13 protein-coding genes are annotated in these 18,108 nt (G+C 69.5%); 4 read left to right on the top strand and 9 right to left on the bottom strand.

Annotated features, from left to right (window positions below; genetic code table 11):
- Position 1 precedes the first annotated feature (1 nt).
- From ACZ4M3_RS06680 to ACZ4M3_RS06640, 9 genes are all read right to left on the bottom strand, one after another.
- On the bottom strand, positions 2–1,624 hold the full coding sequence (locus tag ACZ4M3_RS06680) for a peptide ABC transporter substrate-binding protein (RefSeq protein WP_467730530.1): 1,623 nt from the start codon (positions 1,622–1,624) through the stop codon (positions 2–4).
- 105 nt (positions 1,625–1,729) lie between these two features.
- Positions 1,730–2,665, bottom strand: a complete 936-nt coding sequence (locus tag ACZ4M3_RS06675) for a GNAT family N-acetyltransferase (protein ID WP_467730529.1) — start codon at positions 2,663–2,665, stop codon at positions 1,730–1,732.
- A gap of 139 nt (positions 2,666–2,804) precedes the next feature.
- Positions 2,805–3,950 carry an ABC transporter ATP-binding protein gene (locus ACZ4M3_RS06670; protein ID WP_467730528.1) on the bottom strand — a complete coding sequence of 382 codons (1,146 nt, stop codon included), beginning with the start codon at positions 3,948–3,950 and terminating at the stop codon, positions 2,805–2,807.
- A complete protein-coding gene (locus tag ACZ4M3_RS06665; RefSeq protein ID WP_467730527.1) occupies positions 3,943–4,998 on the bottom strand; it encodes an ABC transporter ATP-binding protein in 1,056 nt (351 codons plus the stop codon). Before ACZ4M3_RS06665 ends, ACZ4M3_RS06670 begins: the two co-directional genes overlap by 8 nt.
- 17 nt (positions 4,999–5,015) lie before the next feature.
- Positions 5,016–5,936 (bottom strand): ABC transporter permease, encoded by a 921-nt coding sequence (locus ACZ4M3_RS06660; RefSeq protein ID WP_467730526.1) that lies wholly within the window; start codon positions 5,934–5,936, stop codon positions 5,016–5,018.
- A 31-nt stretch (positions 5,937–5,967) separates the two neighbouring features.
- Positions 5,968–6,891 carry an ABC transporter permease gene (locus ACZ4M3_RS06655; protein WP_240801679.1) on the bottom strand — a complete coding sequence of 308 codons (924 nt, stop codon included), beginning with the start codon at positions 6,889–6,891 and terminating at the stop codon, positions 5,968–5,970.
- 173 nt (positions 6,892–7,064) lie between these two features.
- Positions 7,065–8,705, bottom strand: coding sequence for a peptide ABC transporter substrate-binding protein (locus tag ACZ4M3_RS06650; protein WP_467730525.1), 1,641 nt, complete (start codon positions 8,703–8,705; stop codon positions 7,065–7,067).
- 437 nt (positions 8,706–9,142) lie between these two features.
- Positions 9,143–11,047 carry a translational GTPase TypA gene (typA, locus tag ACZ4M3_RS06645; protein WP_467730524.1) on the bottom strand — a complete coding sequence of 635 codons (1,905 nt, stop codon included), beginning with the start codon at positions 11,045–11,047 and terminating at the stop codon, positions 9,143–9,145.
- A 354-nt stretch (positions 11,048–11,401) separates the two neighbouring features.
- Complete coding sequence (locus ACZ4M3_RS06640) at positions 11,402–13,849, bottom strand: ABC transporter family substrate-binding protein (protein ID WP_467730523.1); 2,448 nt, start codon at positions 13,847–13,849, stop codon at positions 11,402–11,404.
- Between the two features lie 378 nt (positions 13,850–14,227).
- Between ACZ4M3_RS06640 and ACZ4M3_RS06635 the strand changes: the two genes are divergently transcribed.
- From ACZ4M3_RS06635 to ACZ4M3_RS06620, 4 genes are all read left to right on the top strand, one after another.
- Positions 14,228–14,446 (top strand): hypothetical protein, encoded by a 219-nt coding sequence (locus ACZ4M3_RS06635; RefSeq protein ID WP_453357661.1) that lies wholly within the window; start codon positions 14,228–14,230, stop codon positions 14,444–14,446.
- Positions 14,447–14,551: 105 nt separating this feature from the next.
- Entirely contained in the window at positions 14,552–15,385 is an 834-nt protein-coding gene (locus ACZ4M3_RS06630) for a hypothetical protein (protein WP_467730522.1), read from the top strand.
- A 1-nt stretch (position 15,386) separates the two neighbouring features.
- Positions 15,387–17,294: a fumarate reductase/succinate dehydrogenase flavoprotein subunit gene (locus ACZ4M3_RS06625; protein WP_467730521.1), complete on the top strand. Its 1,908-nt coding sequence runs from the start codon at positions 15,387–15,389 to the stop codon at positions 17,292–17,294.
- A complete protein-coding gene (locus tag ACZ4M3_RS06620) occupies positions 17,291–18,064 on the top strand; it encodes a succinate dehydrogenase/fumarate reductase iron-sulfur subunit (protein WP_467730520.1) in 774 nt (257 codons plus the stop codon). Before ACZ4M3_RS06625 ends, ACZ4M3_RS06620 begins: the two co-directional genes overlap by 4 nt.
- The last annotated feature ends 44 nt before the right edge of the window (positions 18,065–18,108 follow it).

The following is an 18,108-nucleotide window of genomic DNA, read 5'->3' as shown; positions in this document are numbered from 1 at the left end:
GTCAGCTGACCTTGATCTGGTTGTAGACCGGGACGCTGAACTGGTTGAGGGTGACGTCGGTGATCCGCTCCGAGTGCCCGGCGCTGCCGTTCTGGTACCAGAGGGGGATCGACGGCATCTGCTCCGCGAGGATCTTCTCGGCGTCCTGGAACTTCGCGATCGCCTTGGCGGAGTCGCTCTCCTGGTTGGCCTCGTCGACGAGCTTGTCGAACTCCGGGCTGCTGAACTTGCCGTAGTTCGACGAGGCGCCGGTGAAGTAGAGCGGCTGGAGGAAGTTCTGGATCAGCGGGTAGTCGGCCTGCCAGCCGGAGCGGAAGGGGCCGGTGAGCTTGTAGGCGCTCTGCTGGTTGCGGAAATCGGCGAAGGTGCCGACCGGGTTGACGGTGCAGACCGGGCCTTCGCCGAGGGCGTTGTTGATGCTGTTGCAGACGGCGTCCATCCACTCGCGGTGGGAGCCGGTGTCGACGTTGGAGGTCAGCGTGATCTTGCCGCCCGGCACCCCGCCGGCGTCCTGGATCATCTTCTTGGCCGCCGCGGGGTCGTACATGCACAGGTTGCCGCAGACGTCCTTGAAGCCGCCCTTGGCGCCGAGGGCCGGGGAGGTCCAGTCCTTGGCGGGGGTGCGGGTCTCGCGGAAGATCTGCTTGGTGATCTCGTCGCGGTTGATGGCGCGGGAGATGCCCTGGCGGACCTTCTCCATCCCCGGCTTGCCCCAGTTCTCGTCGTACAGCGGGAAGGTGAGGGTCTGGATGATCAGGGCCGGCTGGTTGATGTAGCGGTCGCCGAGGTCGTTCTGGACGTTCTTCAGCTGCTGCGCGGGCACGTCGTCGACGAGGTCGAGGTTGCCGGAGATCAGGTCCGTGTAGGCGGTGTTGTTGTCGGTGTAGACCTTGAGGTCCACCCCGCCGTTCTGCGCCTTGTCCGGGCCCGGGTAGCCGTCCCAGGTGCGCAGCTTCATGCCGGTGCCCTTGGTGTACGAGTCCACCGTGTACGGGCCGTTGCCCACGGGCTTGTCCAGCCAGGCCGCGTGGTCGGTGAAGAAGGCCTTGGGCAGCGGGGAGAAGGCCTGGTAGCCGAGGGTCTCGGGCCAGGTGGAGAACTTCGCCTTCAACGCGACCGTGAAGGTCTTGGCGTCCTTGACGACCAGGCCGGACATCGTCTTGGCCTTCGGTTCGCCGGAGGCGGGGTGCAGGTCGGCGTATCCGACGATGTCGGCGAAGAACGGCGCGTTGTTCTGCTTGTTGCGCACGTCCGCCGCGTAGTTCCACGCGTCCACGAAGGACTGGGCGGTGACCGGCTCGTCGTTGCTGAACTTCCAGCCGTCCTTCAAGGTGATCGTGAAGTGCTGGCTGTCGGTCGTGTCGATCTTCTCGGCGACCATGTTGACGGCCTCGCCCGTCTTCGGGTCGTACCGCTTGAGGCCCCGGAAGAGCATGTCGAGCACCTTGCCGCCCTGCACCTCGTTGGTGTTGGCCGGCTCCAGCGGGTTCTGCGGGTCACCCCAGGAGGAGCTGACGATGCCGGCGTCCCCGCCGCCGCTGTCGCTTCCGCCGCCGCAGGCCGTCGCCACGAGGGCGACGGCCGCGGCGCATGCGGCCCACTTGGCGTGGGTGGCTCCGCGCATGGAGTGCCTCCTAGGTCCCAAGACTCACTTAGGCCCCACTGTCACCCCGCCCGAGGCCCCGTGCCCTCATGGTTGGACCGATTCCACCCGGGCGATACGCGCGCGTCACCCCTGTGGGTGCAAACGCAGCTCCCAGGTGTCCACGGCGTAGTGCAGCCTCATTCCGTGCGCCTCGTAGAGCGCCAACGCGCCGGTTTCGTTGCCCGTATCGACGCCGAGGCCCACGGAGTCCCGGCCGCGCCCGGCGTAGGCGGCGAAGGCGTGGCGCAGCAGGAAGCCGCCGATGCCCCGCCCGCGTACGTCCTCGCGCACGCCGATGTGGCTGATCCAGCCCATGAGGGTGCGGTCGTCGCGGGTGAGCAGGACGGCTACGTCGCCCAGCGCGGGCAGGGCCGCGATCCAGACCAGGCTCCAGTCCAGGTCCCGGGCGCCGAGGTGGTCCAGCCAGGGCTCGTACGCGCGCTCCACGTGCCCGAAGTGCGCGGCGAAGGTCTGCTCCACCAGGGCGTGCGCCCGCCGCCGGTCGGCCGCGTCCGTACCGCAGTGCCGCAGGGTGAGCCCGGCCGGGCCGGGCCCGGCTCCTTCGGCGGGGTCCAGCGGGCGGGTCATGACCTGGTGGCGGCGCACGGTGCGGTAGCCGCGCCGAGCGAGGACCCCGGGGTGGAGGGTGGGTTCCACGTGGAGCTGGAGCCGCAGGACGGCGTCGCGGTCCGGGCCCGCGATCCGGCGGGCCCGGATCTCCATGAGCTCCAGCAGCCGGACGGCGGCCTCGGTGTGGCCGGGCAGCACGTAGTGGTCGCAGTCGGCCCTGCCCGGCCCGGAATCGGCCCGGACCAGCGCGAAGGCGACGAGCCGGCCGCCCTGGAAGGCGAGCCGGGAATCGGTGGCGAGGTCCGTCCCGGGGTGCTGGAGGTCGGCCTCGACGCTGCCGAGGTCCGTCTCCGGTCTGCCGATCTCGATCACGTCGACGGCGTTGAGCAGCGCGCAGATGTCGGCGGCGTCCCCCGGCCCGGCGGGGCGGACGGTCAGCGTGGCGGTCATCCGGACACTCTCGGCCGGGCCCCGGCGCGGCCGCAACCGCCTTTGCCCCGGCGCCCGGCCGCGGGGCGGGGAACGCCGGAGCGCCCGGCGCCGGAGGAATCCGGTGCCGGGCGCCCTGGTGGACGTACGCCTCGCGGGATCAGACGGCCAGGACGGCCTTCTCCTCCGCGAAGTGGCAGGCCGACTCGTGCGCGGCCGGGGTGTCCACGGTCTTGAACCGCTCCGGGACCGCCAGCAGCGGCTCCTCCGTGGCGCACTTGTCCTCGGCCTTCCAGCAGCGGGTGCGGAAGCGGCAGCCCGACGGCGGGTTGGCCGGCGACGGGACGTCGCCGGTGAGGATGATCCGCTCGCGGCCCTCGCGGGCCGCCGGGTCGGGAACCGGGACGGCCGACAGCAGCGCCTGCGTGTACGGGTGCGTCGGGTGGTCGTAGATCTGGGTGTCGGTGCCGATCTCGGCCATCTTGCCCAGGTACATGACGCCGACGCGGTCCGAGATGTGCCGGACGATCGACAGGTCGTGCGCGATGAAGATGTAGGAGAGGTTGAACTCGTCCTGCAGCTTCGCCATCAGGTTGATGACCTGCGCCTGCACCGACACGTCGAGCGCGGAGACCGGCTCGTCGCAGATGATGATCTCCGGGTTGAGCGCGAGGCCGCGGGCGATGCCGATGCGCTGGCGCTGGCCGCCGGAGAACTGGTGCGGGTACCGGTTGATGTACTCCGGGTTCAGGCCCACGACGTCCAGCAGTTCCTGGACCTTGCGCCGCCGGTCGCCCTTCGGGGCCACCTCGGGGTGGATCTCGTACGGCTCGCCGATGATGTCGCCGACCGTCATGCGCGGGTTCAGCGAGGTGTACGGGTCCTGGAACACCATCTGGATGTTGCGCCGGACGGCCTTGAGGGCCTTGCCCGACAGCTTGGTGATGTCCTGGCCCTTGTAGAAGACCTCGCCGGACGTCGCCGTCTCCAGCAGCATCAGCAGCTTGGCGACGGTCGACTTGCCGCAGCCGGACTCGCCGACGATGCCGAGGGTCTCGCCCTGGTGCAGGTCGAAGGAGACCCCGTCCACCGCCCGGACCGCGCCGATCTGCTTCTTGAACAGGATGCCCTGGGTCAGCGGGAAGTGCTTGACCAGGTTGCGCACCTGCAGGATCGGCTCGCCGCGGTCGACGGGCGCCTCGATGGCGGCCAGGGCCGCCGTCTCGGTCGCCGCCTCGACGACCTCGACCTCGCTGATGCCGGGGGTCGCGTCCACGGCGTCGTCCTTCTTGTCCAACTCAGCCATGGAGCTGCTCCTCCCGGAAGTGGCAGGCGCTGATGCGGCCGGCCAGCTCGGTGCCGTCCTGTTCGGCCACCGGCAGCAGGGCCGGGACCTCGGTGCGGCAGATGTCCTGCGCCTTCGGGCAGCGCGGGTTGAAGGCGCAGCCGGAGGGGGTCTTCAGCAGGTTGGGCGGCAGACCCTTGATCGCGTAGAGCTCCTGGCCCTTCTGGTCCAGGCGCGGGATCGAGTCCAGCAGACCGCGGGTGTACGGGTGCGCGGGGCGCTTGTACAGCTCGTGGACCGGTGCCTGCTCGACGATGCGGCCCGCGTACATGACGGCGATCTTGTCGGCCACGTCGGCGACGACGCCGAGGTCGTGGGTGATCAGGATCAGACCCATGTTGTACTCGCGCTGCAGGTCCGCCAGCAGGTCCATGACCTGGGCCTGGACCGTCACGTCGAGCGCCGTGGTGGGCTCGTCCGCGATGATCAGGTCCGGCTCCAGGGCGAGCGCCATCGCGATCATGATGCGCTGGCGCATACCGCCCGAGAACTGGTGCGGGTAGTCGTTGACGCGGCTGCGGGCCGCCGGGATCTTCACCCGGTCCATCAGCTCGATGGACTTGGCCTTGGCGTCCTTCTTCGACATGCCCTGGTGGACGCGGAACATCTCGCCCAGCTGGTTGCCGACGGAGAAGACCGGGTTCAGCGCCGACAGCGCGTCCTGGAAGATCATCGCCATCTTCGGACCGCGCAGCTTGCGCCGCTCGCTCTCCGGAAGCTGGAGGATGTCCTGGCCCTGGAAGAGGATCTCGCCCTTGGAGACCCGCCCGGGGGGCGAGTCCAGGATGCCCATGATCGCCTGGGCGGTCACGGACTTGCCCGAGCCGGACTCGCCGAGCACGGCCAGCGTCTCGCCGGAGGACACGCTGTAGTTGACGCCGTTGACGGCCTTGACGATGCCTTCGCGGGTCTTGAACTCGACGTGCAGGTCGCGCACTTCGAGTACGGGACCCTCGGCGGCCTCGCCCCTCTGCCGGGGCACTTCTGCGGTGATGCCTGAAGTAGTCATGTGATGGTGCCGCCCTTCTAGCGCAGCTTCGGGTCAAGGGCGTCGCGGAGCCCGTCACCAACGAAAACGAAGCCGAGGACCGTCAGCACGATCGCGATGCTGGGGTACGTCCAGAGGTAGTCCTTGACGCCCATGAAGTCCTTGGCGGCGGCGAGCATGTTGCCCCACTCCGGGACCTCGGGGCTCACGCCCACGCCCAGGAAGGACAGCGAGGCCTCGGCCACGATGGCACCACCGACGTTGAAGGCGGCGTAGGCCATCACGGCGGCAATGGAGTTGGGGAGGATGTGACGCATGATGATCCGGCGGGTGTTGGCGCCCAGGGCCCGCGCCGCCAGCACGTAGTCGGCCTCGCGGACCGACAGGATCGAGCTGCGCAGCAGTCGGGAGACCGTCGGCCAGGAGAACACGGCCAGCGAGATGATCACCGGGGTCACTCCGCGGCCCATCACGATGATGATCACGATGGCGCCGATGAGCAGCGGGAAGGCGAAGAAGACGTCGGCGATGCGCATCAGCACCGAGTCGGTGCCGCGGCCGAAGTAACCCGCCACCGCACCGACGGCGATGCCGATGACGCAGGCCAGGAAGATCGAGGCGAGACCGACGACGACGGCGATGCGGCTGCCGTACAGGATGCGCGAGAGCTGGTCGCGGCCGAGCGCGTCCGTGCCGAGCAGGTGCGCTCCGCCCGGGCTGGCCAGCGTGTTGTTCAGGTCCTGGGCGTACGGGTCGTGCGGGGACAGCAGGGGCGCGAATATCGCGACCACGAACAGCAGGGCGACCAGCACGAGGCCGATGACTGCGAGCTTGTTGGCCAGGAAGCGGTGGCGGATCTCGCCCCACTGCGTGACGCGGGCGATCGCCGGCTCCGCGGGGGCGGCCGGCGCCGTTTGAGCGGGCCCCGCCCCAGCTGTGCTCTTGGTGAGCTCGGACATGGGTGTGACTCCTAGAACAGGCTGCCTGGAATCAGGCGAGACGGATGCGCGGGTCGAGGACCGCGTACAAGAGGTCGACGATCAGGTTGAGCAGAACGAACACGGCGACGCCGAAGCTCACCACGCCGATGATGATCGGGTTGTTCTGCTGCTGGACCGCTTGCACGAGCGCGAGTCCGATGCCGTCCCAGTTGAAGATCGCTTCGGTGATGAGCGCACCACCGAGCAGCGTTCCGAACGAGATGCCCAGGTACGTGACGACCGGGATGATCGAGTTGCGCATCACATGCTTGAAGAGCACCGTCCGCCGGGGCAGGCCCTTCGCGATGGCCGTCTTGACGTAGTCGGCGCGCAGCACCTCCAGCATGGTGCCGCGCATCAGCCGGGCGACCAGCGCGGCGTCGAGGATCGCCAGGGTGAAGGCGGGCAGGATCAGGGAGTTGGCGGTCCCGTCGGAGATCAGCGGGAACCAGGGCAGCTCGATGACGAACGCCTTCTGCAGGACCATGCCGATGACGAAGGACGGGAATCCGACCGCCATCGTCGTGAGCAGCGTGATCAGCACGTCCCAGAACGAGTATCTGAACAGCGCCGCGACCAGGCCCGCCAGGAGGCCGATCACGATGTCGATGACGATGGCGGTGATGGCCAGCTCGGCGGTGTTGACGAGCTTGGGCTGCAAGATCTCCGTCACCGGTCGGCGCTGGGTGAAGTCCTCGCCGAGGTCACCCTGGGCCAGGTTCTTCACGAAGTTCCCGTACTGGACGGGGAGCGGATCGTTGAGTCCGTAGCGCTCCCTGAGCTGTTCGACGACAGCCGGGTCGCGGGCCTTGTCACCGCCGAGCGAACCCACCGGGTCGCCAGGGAGGATGAACAGACAGCAGAAGAGCACAACCGTCGCACCGAAGAGGACGACCACCATCTGCCCGAGCCGGCGGATCACATATCTGCCCACGATGCCTCCTTCACATACTGAGCGTGGGAATGGGCGGCATCATCCGATCGGGAGAGGGGCCGCCGCCGGGCGCCGGTAGAGGGGTGCGCCCGTGACTGAACGAAGGCCGTGGAGAGAGAGGAAGTAGCTCCGTCCCCACGGCCTTCGCTTACCTGCTGTGTGTGGAGGGGCCGCTACTTGAGCGAGATCTCCGCGAGGGTCGGGTCCTCGTAGAAGTCCATCTTGATGTCCTTGAACTTCTTGCTGTTGACCAGGCGGTACTGGGTCCGCTGCCACAGCGGGATGACGCCCTGGTCGGTGTCGACGGCGAGCTTCTCGGCCTGCTTGTACAGGGCGGCGCGGGCGGCGTCGTCCTTCGTGGCCTTGGCCGTGACGAGCAGCTTGTCGAACTCCGGGTTGGAGTAGCGGCCGCGGTTGTCGCCCTGCGCCTTGCCGGTCGCCGGGTCCTCACCGATGCCGGTGGTGCTCAGCAGCGGGGTCATGAAGTTGTCCGCGGTCGGGTAGTCGGCGGTCCACGCCTGACGCCACAGACCGGAGGTGGCCTTGTCCTGCTGGGTGGCCAGCGCCTCCTTGAACGGCTTGCCGTCCAGCTTGACGTCGAGGCCGAGGACGTCCTTCAGCTGCTGCGCGACGGCCTGGACCCACTCTTCGTGGCCGGCGCCGGTGTTGTAGCCGAAGTTGACGACGGTGCCCGGCTTGAGGCCGCCCTTCTCGGCGTACTCCTTGGCCTTCGCCACGTCCTGCTTGACGCAGCTGGTGCAGACACCGGCCTGGTACACGTCGGCGAACGACGGCGGCAGGAACGCGGTGGCCGGCTTCTGCAGACCCTGGAAGACACCCTTGGCGATGGCCTCGCGGTCGATCGCGTAGGAGATCGCCTTGCGCGCGTCCGGATTGTTGAACGGCGCGTTCTGGTTGAAGATGTTCAGGTAGTTGATGCCGGAGAAGTCACCGGAGATCCACTCGCCCTGCGGGTCGTACTTGGCCTTGGCCGAGGTCAGCTGCGGCGTGGGCATACGGGCGTAGTCGAACTGGCCCGACTGGAAGCCCTGGTACTCCAGCGTGGAGCCGTTGGCCGGGTTCAGGATCTTCGCCTCGACCTTGTCGAGGTGCGCCTTCTCCAGGCCGTAGTCGTCGTTGCGGACCAGCGTGATCGACGTGTTGTGCTGCCACGGGCCGGTCATCTTGAAGGCGCCGTTGCCGATGGGCTGGTCGTTGAACGCCTTGTTGTCTCCGGCGCCGGCGACCTTCGGCACGGGGCTGAAGACGGAGTGCGCGGTCTTCTTGACGAACTCGAAGTCCGGGATGGACAGCTCCACCTTGAGGGTGGTGGCGTCCACGGCGGTCAGACCGGCGAACTTGTCGCTCTTGCCCGAGTGCAGGTCCTCGTAGCCGACGATGTCGGCCATGTGGTACGAGACGTCGGAGGCGGACGCCTTGGCGGAGACACGGGTCCAGCCGCGGATGAAGGCCTCGGCGTCGACCGGCTCACCGTTGGTGAACTTGGTGCCGCCCTTGATCTTGAACGTCCAGGTCTTGCCGTCGTCGCTCGGCGTGCTGGATTCGGCCAGCTTCGGGATCAGCTTGCCGTCGTTGGACGTGTCGTACAGCCCGGTGAAGAGCGCGCGGGCGATGACGATGCCCTCAGACTCCTGTGCGTTCACGGGGTCGATGGCCGCCGGCTCGGTGATGCCGAAGCGGAACGTACCGCCCGACGCACCGTCAGACTTTGCGTCGCCACCGCCACATGCCGTGGCACTCATCGCCACGATGACGGCACCCACGACCCACTTGGCGCTCGTTGCTCCGCGCATGGGTAATTGCCTCCTCAGGAGTCACTGTCGATAGTGAAGGGCCGTCCCCCGCTGACACCCCTGACAGCGAAATCCGGTCCCGTCGTGTGTGCTCGTGAGTCGACGCTCCCCACAGCGTGTGACCCATTGACCCGAGCTCAATGGAGCCATCCTCGGCGACACCCAGACCGTAAACCACACTTACGGGGTCTCGTTTTCACAACATCACCGCATGGCGAAAACCCGAAATCCGGACAAACGGATAGGAGACAGACACGTGCGAAACGGACGGTTAGCTCACCATCCGGAGTGTCACGGTCGGTATGCGGACACTCCAAGCGGCAAATCCGCTTGACAAAAGCGAACAGCCCCTCCCCTCACGGACATCGTGAGAGGAGGGGCCGGTCGACCGAACGGCTTTCAGCCGCCGCCGGAGCGGGGCTCGGGCAATACGCCCGTTACTTACCGGACTTGGCGCGCGACGCGGTGCGCGAGCGCTCCTTCTGGTCCAGCACGACCTTGCGGATGCGGACCGCCTCCGGGGTCACCTCGACGCACTCGTCGTCGCGGCAGAACTCCAGGGACTGCTCCAGGGAGAGCTTGCGCGGCGGCACCACGTTCTCGGTGTTGTCCGCGGAAGCCGCACGCATGTTGGTGAGCTTCTTCTCCTTGGTGATGTTCACGTCCATGTCGTCGGAGCGCGAGTTCTCACCGACGATCATGCCCTCGTAGACCTCGGTGCCGGGCTCGGTGAACAGGACACCGCGCTCCTGGAGGTTGATCATCGCGAAGGGCGTGACCGCACCGGCGCGGTCGGCGACCAGCGAGCCGTTGTTACGGGTCACCAGCGGGCCGAACCACGGCTCGTGGCCCTCGTGGATCGAGTGGGCGATACCGGTACCGCGGGTGTTCGTCAGGAACTCCGTGCGGAAGCCGATGAGACCGCGCGAGGGGACGACGAACTCCATGCGGACCCAGCCGGAGCCGTGGTTCGACATGTTGTCCATGCGGCCCTTGCGGACGCCCATGAGCTGCGTGACCGCGCCCATGTGCTCCTCGGGCACGTCGATCGTCATGCGCTCGACCGGCTCGTGCACCTTGCCGTCGATCTCCTGCGTGACGACCTGCGGCTTGCCGATGGTCAGCTCGAAGCCCTCGCGGCGCATCTGCTCGACCAGGATGGCGAGCGCCAGCTCACCACGGCCCTGGACCTCCCAGGCGTCCGGGCGCTCGGTGTCGAGCACGCGGAGCGAGACGTTGCCGATGAGCTCGCGGTCCAGCCGGTCCTTGACCTGGCGGGCGGTGACCTTGCGGTCCTTGACGGCCGCCTTGGCGTCCGCGCCCTTACCGGTGCCGCCACGGCCGACGAGCGGCGAGGTGTTGGTGCCGATGGTCATGGAGATGGCCGGCTCGTCCACCGAGATCAGCGGCAGCGCGATCGGGTTCTCCGGGTCGGCCAGCGTCTCGCCGATCATGATGTCGGGGATACCGGCGACGGCGCAGATGTCACCGGGGCCGGCGACCTCCGCCGGCTTGCGGGTCAGGGCCTCGGTCATCATCAGCTCGGTGATGCGGACGTTGGACATGGTGCCGTCACGCTTGATCCACGCGACGGTCTGGCCCTTGCGCAGCTCGCCCTGCTCGACGCGCAGGAGCGCGATGCGGCCGAGGAAGTTGTCGGCGTCCAGGTTGGTGACGTGGGCCTGGAGGGGGGCCTCCTCGTCGTACACCGGGGCGGGGACGTGCTCCAGGATGGTGGAGAAGAACGGCTCCAGGCTGTCGCTGTCCGCGGGGACGGTGCCGTCCTCCGGCTTGGTCAGCGAGGCGATGCCGTCACGGCCGCAGGCGTAGACGATCGGGAACTCGATCTGCTCCTCGGTCGCGTCCAGGTCCAGGAAGAGGTCGTACGTCTCGTTGACGACGTCGTCGATCCGGGAGTCCGGGCGGTCCGTCTTGTTGATGCAGAGGATGACCGGCATCTTCGCCTGGAGCGCCTTGCGGAGCACGAAGCGGGTCTGCGGCAGCGGGCCCTCGGAGGCGTCGACCAGGAGGACGACCGCGTCCACCATCGACAGGCCGCGCTCGACCTCGCCACCGAAGTCGGCGTGGCCGGGGGTGTCGATGATGTTGATCGTGATGGGCGCCCCGCCGTCCTTGGGGTGGTACTTCACCGCCGTGTTCTTGGCGAGGATCGTGATGCCCTTCTCACGCTCCAGGTCGTTCGAGTCCATCATGCGGTCGTCGAGGTGCTGGTGGGCGGCGAAGGCACCGGCCTGCTTGAGCATGGCATCGACGATGGTCGTCTTGCCATGGTCGACGTGGGCGACGATGGCGACGTTACGGATGTCGTGGCGCGTGGGCACTTCGGCGCTTCTCCCGGGATCGTGGATGGCGGCGCGTACGGTCCGGCACGCGAGCCTTGAGCCGGGCGGAAACCTGCCACGGCCTTACCCCATCGTACGTCGAATGGCGGGAACCGCATGCCGTGGGGTCTGTCAAGAGGCCGGACGACTGAGCGGGGCCGGGTGTGGAGTGGGGTGCCGCGGCCGTGCGAGTCGCCCGTGTGCACCTGGGATCGGCGCGGGTCAACGGGTATCCACGACCTTGCCCGCCGGGTGTCCGGCGGGCAAGGCAATTGAGTCACTTCTGAGCTTGTGACCCGCGGGTCAACCTGCGCGGCACCTCTTCGTCACCACTTCTTCCCCGGGTCGCCTCCGCTACTTCTTGCCGTTCTTCTCGGGAGCCGCGCCCGGCTTCTTCCAGCCGATGTCCTGGAAGCGGGGGGTGCCGAGGCCGAAGGCGCCCGCGTTCACCAGGTTCGACTTGACCGCCACCAGCTGCGGGCGCTGGTAGAGCGGGATGGATCCGGCGGCGGCCCAGATCCGGGCGTCCGCCTTGCGGATCAGCTCGCGGGACTTCTCCTCGTCCAGCTCGCCGAGCGCCTGGTCGAAGAGCTGGTCGATGTGGTCGGTGCCGACCCGGGTGTAGTTCTGCTCCACCAGCAGCGATCCGTCGGCGGCCGGGGCCGGCTTGGCGAAGATGGGCCGGGCGTCGGTGGCCGGGTAGGCCGTCGCGGGCCAGGAGTAGAGGGCCAGGTCGTACTGGCCCGAGGCGATGTGGTCCTTGAAGAAGCTCTCGTCGGCGACCTTGGTCACCTCGGTCTGGATGCCGACCTTCTGGAGCATCTGGGAGATCCGCTCCCCCACCGTCCGCAGTGCCTCCGAGCCGGGGCCCGAGGGAAGCACGAACCGCAGGGTCAGCGGCTTGCCGTCCTTGGCGAGCGGGGCGCCGGCCCGGTTCTGCTTGGCCGGGGCCGCCGGGGCGGGGCTGGCCTTCGCCGGAGCCGGGGCCTGGGCGGGGTCCTTGGCGTCGGCGCCGTCCTTGGCGTCCGCGCCCTCCTCGCCCTGCTGCGCCGCGGCGTGCTTGGCGTCGTCGATGACCTTCGACGCCTGGGCCAGCAGCGCCCGCTCCTGCTGGACCGCGAGCGGGGCCGGGGCCAGCACCGGCGAGGGCCGGCCCGCGGCAGCGCCCGGCGCGAAGCGGTCCGCGTCGACGATCTCCCCGTCCGGGGCGTACAGGCCCTCGGGCAGGGTCTCCTCGGCGGGGAGCATGCCCGCGCCGCGCAGGCCGCCGTGGGCCAGGTGGGCGCCGGGCTTGCCCGCCGGGGCGCGCCCGGCGCCCGCGGGCTTGTCGTCGCCGTTGCGGTCGTCCTGGCCGACGATGTAGAGGCCGTCGTTGCCGGTGCCGGGCCCCGCGGGGGTCTTGCCGTCGTCCTTCGCCGCCCCGTCCTCGCCCTCGGGGCCCGCCTTGGCGCCCGACTCCTTGATCTTGCCGCCGCGGTGCCAGCCCGCGTCGGCCAGCAGCGCCTGGGCGGCCTGGGTGTCCTGGCCGCCGATGGCGTCGCTGTTGTCGGCGTACGCGCGCTGCCCGGCCAGCGCCAGGTGGCTGCCGACCGGCTTCGCGGGCAGGCCGAGGGGCTTCAGTACGGTCTCCGCGAGGGCCTTGCGGTCGATGGCCCGGGCGACCGCGCGCCGGACCCGCTCGTCGGAGAGCGGCCCGGAGGCTCCGTTCATGGCCAGCTGGGTGTAGGCGGGCTCCAGGGACTTGCGGACGGTGAAGGCGCGCAGGGCCGCCTGCTCGTCGGCGTACTTCTTGGCCGCGTCCGCGTTCCTGGCCCGCGTCTCCTGCTCCTCCCGGGCCCGGTTCTCGTCGGCGCCGTAGGCCAGCGCCCAGGACAAGGTGGCCTCCGCGGCCGTCACCGAGGCGCCGGGCCCGTGCGCGCCGCCCGCGTGGCCCGCGTCCCGCTGGGCGAGCGCGATCCGGTCGGCGCCGGCCCGGTCGACCTCCGCCATGTCGAGCCGGCCGGCGGCGAGGGCGGCCGGGCGCTCGGAGCGGGGTACGGCGGTCAGCACGAGGCTGTCCAGCTTGGCGGGCCGGCCCCACCAGCGGGCGTTGCGGGTCAGCGCCGCGGTGCCGGTCTGCTTGTCGATGGCGCCGAGGTTGAAGGGTCCGGCGGTGACCTTGAGGGCCCCGCGGGCCCCCTCGTTGAAGGCCTCGGGGGTGCCGGTGACCTGCTTCGGGTAGAGCGGGCTGAACAGCGAGCGCCAGTCGGTGTACGGCTTGGCGAAGGTGACCTTCACCTCCAGGTCGGTCTTGCCGCGCTCGATCTTCTCGATCCGGTCGTAGCCCGCGTTGCGCGCGGTCCAGTACGCCGAGTCCTTGCCGTTCAGGGCCCGCCACTGGGCGACGAAGTCGGCGGCGCCGATCTCCCGGCCGTCGCTCCACACCGCCTGCTGGTTCAGCTTGTACAGGACGACCTGCTTGGGCTCCCGCTCGACGATCTCCGCCTTCTCCAGGTAGTCGGGATCGGCCACCGGCCGTCCCTTCTCGTCGAGCGTGAACAGCTGCGGCAGCACCGCCCCGGCGATCCGCACGGTGGTGCCGTCGGCGTCGGCCTGGAAGGTGTTCAGCGTCTCCGGCAGGGTGTCCACGGCCCAGCGCAGCACGCCGCCGTCGGCGACCCGGTCGCGGGCCGTCGTGGCGATGTCCTGGCCGGCGGCGACCGGACCGCCCTCGTCTTCACCCGCGCCGCAGCCCGCGAGCAGCGGCAGTGCGAGGACTCCCGAGGTCAGGAGCGCCAAGGACCTGCGCCTTCTCTGGGTCATGGGTGGTACCTCCGGGGCGGGGCGTGGGGTGAGCCTGAGCGGCAACCTTGATCAATTTGGCGGTATATGGAGCTGATCACACTGCGTGCGAAACCCACTGAAATCGACGCCCCGCCGGGTGCCCCGGAGGGGACCCGCGCCACGCCGCGAACCCCACCCGTGCGGACCAATCCGGCTTGCGGCACGGGCCGCTTCCCGGCGGCGGCCGGAGGGGCGTTCGCCCGGACGAGGGATGAGAATGGGGGCAGGGAGGGGCGCACACATTGCGCCTGCGCGCCCGCAATCGCTGCACGTCCCTTCACAACGGGGGAGCGGAAGGGCGACACTCGCAGGCGCCCAGGAGCATTGCCACCGCACGCGCGGAAGTGAGGGCACCTCATGTCCCTGCAAGACGATTTGACCGCCGTACGACGGAACCTGAACGAGCTGGTCCGCTCCGTCGAGCGGCTGGAGCAGGACGTCGCCCGCCAGGCCCCGGCCGCCTCCCGGCCCGGTAAGGAGGGCATGGTCACCGTCCCGGACACCCCGTACGACAGCACGCTGTGGACGGACTCCGACGACGAGGGCCTCGGCGCCCGCGACCGCCGGGCCCCCTGACCCGGCGGACTCCCCCGCACACCCACACCCCGTCCGACCCGGCCGGCGCAGCGCGCGCGGCCGGGTCCGCCGGGCCACCCCTCATCACTCCACCCGGAGTCCCCCTTGGCCACAGGCACGGACCTGCCCCCATCCCACCGGCCTCCGCGGTCCGGCGTCCACGATCCCGCCCGGGCCGCCATCGCGGCCCGTCACCTGCGTACGGACCGGTGGTGGCTCTCGCCCGCCGGCACCGCGGCCGGACTGCTCGCCTTCATCGCGTACTCGACCTGGCGGGCCTTCGCGAACGCCGACTACTACGCGGCGCCCTACGTCTCGCCCTTCTACTCGCCCTGCCTGGCGGAGAACTGCCGGACCATGCGCGGCGGCCCCAACCTGGACCTGTTCGGCAGCTGGTGGGGCCTGTCCCCCGCCCTGCTGATCCTGGTCTTCCCGCTCGGCTTCCGGCTGACCTGCTACTACTACCGCAAGGCCTACTACCGGGGCTTCTGGGCCTCGCCGCCCGCCTGCGCGGTCGCCGAGCCGCACACCGCGTACACGGGCGAGACCCGGTTCCCGCTGATCCTGCAGAACCTGCACCGGTACTTCTTCTACGCGGCGCTGCCGGTCGCGGGGATCCTCACGTACGACACCGTGCTGACGTTCCGCAACGACCGCTACGAGTGGGGCCACATGGGCCTCGGCTCGCTGCTGTTCGTCGTGAACATCGCGCTGATCTGGGCCTACACGCTCTCCTGCCACTCCTGCCGGCACATCATCGGCGGCCGGCTCAAGCACTTCTCCGAGCACCCCGTCCGCTACCGCCTGTGGGGCTGGGTGAGCCGGCTCAACGCCCGCCACATGCAGCTGGCGTGGGCCTCGCTGATCAGCGTCGCCCTGTGCGATCTCTACGTCTACCTGGTGGCCAGCGGCGCCTTCACCGATCCGAGGTTCTTCTGACATGGCTCAAGTCGACCGGCAGCAGTGGGACGTGGTCGTGGTCGGCGCGGGCGGCGCCGGGCTGCGGGCCGCGATCGAGGCCCGCGAACGGGGCGCCCGTACGGCCGTGATCTGCAAGTCCCTCTTCGGCAAGGCCCACACGGTGATGGCGGAGGGCGGCATCGCCGCCTCCATGGGCAACGTCAACGAGGGCGACAACTGGCGGGTGCACTTCCGCGACACCATGCGCGGGGGGAAGTTCCTCAACCAGTGGCGCATGGCGGAACTGCACGCGAAGGAGGCGCCCGACCGGGTCTGGGAGCTGGAGACCTGGGGCGCCCTGTTCGACCGGACCCCGGACGGGAAGATCTCGCAGCGCAACTTCGGCGGCCACGAGTACCCGCGCCTCGCCCACGTCGGGGACCGGACCGGCCTGGAACTGATCCGCACCCTCCAGCAGAAGATCGTGGCGCTCCAGCAGGAGGACTTCAAGGAGTACGGGGACTACGAGGCCCGGCTCAAGGTCTTCCAGGAGTGCACGGTCACCAGGGTGCTGAAGGAAGGGCAGCAGGTCTCGGGGGCCTTCTGCTACGAGCGCGAGACGGGCCGGTTCTTCGTACTGGAGGCCCCGGCGGTGGTGCTGGCCACGGGCGGGATCGGCAAGTCCTTCAAGACGACCTCCAACTCCTGGGAGTACACCGGCGACGGCCACGCGCTGGCCCTGCTCGCCGGGGCCCCGCTGCTGAACATGGAGTTCGTGCAGTTCCACCCGACCGGCATGGTCTGGCCGCCCTCGGTGAAGGGCATCCTCGTCACCGAGTCGGTGCGCGGCGACGGCGGGGTGCTGCGCAACAGCGAGGGCAAGCGGTTCATGTTCGACTACATCCCGGACGTGTTCAAGGAGAAGTACGCGCAGTCCGAGGAGGAGGGCGACCGCTGGTACGAGGACCCGGACCACAACCGGCGTCCGCCCGAGCTGCTGCCGCGCGACGAGGTGGCGCGGGCCATCAACTCCGAGGTCAAGGCCGGGCGCGGATCCCCGCACGGCGGGGTGTTCCTGGACGTGTCCACACGGATGCCCGCCGAGACCATCAAGCGGCGGCTGCCGTCGATGTACCACCAGTTCAAGGAGCTGGCGGACGTGGACATCACCGCGGAGGCGATGGAGGTCGGCCCGACCTGCCACTACATGATGGGCGGGATCGCGGTCGAGTCGGAGACCGCCGCCACCCCCGGGGTGCCGGGGCTGTTCGCCGCCGGTGAGGTCGCGGGCGGTATGCACGGCTCGAACCGGCTCGGCGGCAACTCGCTCTCCGACCTGCTGGTGTTCGGCCGGCGGGCGGGGCTGCACGCGGCGCAGTACGCCTCCGGCGCGGGCGCCTCGCCCCCGGCCGTCTCGCAGGCGGAGGTCGACGCTGCGGCCGCCGAGGCGCTGGCCCCCTTCCAGGCCGCCGAGGGCGCGGAGAACCCGTACACCCTGCACCAGGAGCTCCAGACGACGATGAACGACCTGGTCGGCATCATCCGCCGGGAGGGCGAGATGGCCGAGGCGCTGGAGCGGCTGCGCGGACTGCGGGCGCGCGCCGCGCGGGCCGGGGTCGAGGGCCACCGCCAGTTCAACCCGGGCTGGCACCTGGCCCTGGACCTGCGGAACATGCTGCTGGTCAGCGAGTGCGTGGCGCGGGCCGCCCTGGAGCGCACGGAGAGCCGGGGCGGCCACACGCGCGAGGACTGCCCGTCGATGGAGCGGGACTGGCGGCCGGTGAACCTGCTGTGCCGGCTCGTGGAACCGGAGCCCGGGGACGGCCCGGCCGCGGACCGGATCCGCCTGGAGCGGACCCGTACCGAACCCATCCGCCCTGACCTGCTCGCCCTCTTCGAGAAGGAAGAGCTGGCCAAGTACCTCGCCGAAGAGGAGCTCTACGAGTGACTACCTACGACGCCCGCTTCCGGATCTGGCGGGGCGACGCGGACGGCGGGGAACTGCGGGACTTCACCGTCGAGGTGAACGACGGCGAGGTGGTGCTGGACATCGTCCACCGCCTCCAGGCCACGCAGGCCTCGGACCTCGCCGTCCGCTGGAACTGCAAGGCGGGCAAGTGCGGCTCGTGCAGCGCGGAGGTCAACGGCCGGCCGCGGCTGATGTGCATGACCCGCATGTCCACCTTCTCGCGGGAGGAGACCATCACGGTGACCCCGCTGCGGGCCTTCCCGGTGGTCCGCGACCTGGTGACGGACGTGTCCTTCAACTACGCGAAGGCGCGGGAGGTGCCGGCCTTCGTGCCGCCGCCCGGGGTGGCCGCGGGTGCGTACCGGATGCAGCAGGTGGACGTGGAGCGCTCGCAGGAGTTCCGCAAGTGCATCGAGTGCTTCCTGTGCCAGGACACCTGCCATGTGGTGCGCGACCACGAGGAGAACAAGAGCGCCTTCGCCGGTCCGCGGTTCCTGATGCGGGTGGCGGAACTGGACATGCACCCGCTGGACGCGGCCGCCGGGGAGGGCCTGGACCGCAAGCGCACCGCCCAGGAGGAACACGGACTGGGCTACTGCAACATCACCAAGTGCTGTACGGAGGTCTGCCCCGAGGGCATCAAGATCACCGACAACGCGCTGATCCCGTTGAAGGAGCGGGTGGTGGACCGCAAGTACGACCCGCTGGTGTGGCTGGGGAACAAGATCGGCCGGCGTTCGCAGCCATAGCACCCCGACTGTTCACTTCGCAGGACACAATGCCCCCTGGGGAA

Source organism: Streptomyces sp. NPDC026522, assembly GCF_055567555.1.
The sequence above is the reverse complement of the archived record's forward strand: the minus strand, read 5'-3'. Positions and strand labels throughout refer to the sequence as shown.